This is a genomic window from Pseudomonas sp. TJI-51, assembly GCF_000190455.2.
Taxonomy (GTDB): domain Bacteria; phylum Pseudomonadota; class Gammaproteobacteria; order Pseudomonadales; family Pseudomonadaceae; genus Aquipseudomonas; species Aquipseudomonas juntendi.
Genome location: NZ_AEWE02000155.1, coordinates 312 through 1,171, shown reverse-complemented (window position 1 = coordinate 1,171; position 860 = coordinate 312). Strand labels below are relative to the sequence as shown.

The window sequence follows — 860 nt, the reverse complement described above, 5'->3', positions numbered from 1 at the left end:
AAGCCAGCGCCCACAGGTACGACGTTCCCGTGAGAGCAGGCTTCTTACAGGTGCAGCACAACCCTTGCAGGCAGTGGAGCCCTTGTGGGAGCCGGCGAGCCGGATCAGGCGTCCTGATAGCTCTCGATCGACGGGCAGGCGCACACCAGGTTACGGTCGCCGAATACATTGTCGACGCGGCCGACCGGTGGCCAGTACTTGCCTTCCACCAGGCCAGGCAGCGGGTACACCGCCTGCTCGCGGCTGTAACCGTGCGCCCATTCGCCAACCAGCTCGGCCGCGGTATGCGGGGCGTTTTTCAGCGGGTTGTCGTCTTTGTCCAGGCTACCGTCCTCGACCGCGCGGATTTCTGCGCGGATCTGGATCATGGCGTTGCAGAAGCGGTCCAGTTCTTCCTTGGACTCGCTTTCGGTCGGTTCGATCATCAGCGTGCCGGCCACCGGGAAGGACATGGTCGGGGCGTGGAAGCCGAAGTCGATCAGGCGCTTGGCCACATCGTCGACGCTGATGCCGCTGGTGTCCTTCAGTGGGCGCAGGTCGAGGATGCATTCGTGTGCCACCAAGCCATTGCCGCCGCTATACAGGACAGGATAGTGCTCTTCCAGGCGGCGGGCGATGTAGTTGGCGTTGAGGATCGCCATCTGCGACGCACGCTTGAGGCCGGCACCGCCCATCATGCGGATGTACACCCAGGTGATCGGCAGAATGCTGGCGCTGCCGAACGGCGCGGCGCACACCGCACCCTGGGTGTTTTGCAACTGCGCATGGCCGGGCAGGAACGGCGCCAGGTGCGACTTGACGCCAATCGGGCCCACCCCCGGGCCGCCGCCACCGTGCGGAATGCAGAAGGTCTTGTGCAG

General features: G+C 64.8%; 1 pseudogene. It reads right to left on the bottom strand.

What is annotated here, in order from left to right:
* Positions 1-104 precede the first annotated feature (104 nt).
* Positions 105-860 (bottom strand): annotated as a pseudogene (locus G1E_RS25380) (glycine dehydrogenase (aminomethyl-transferring)); the annotation flags it as partial.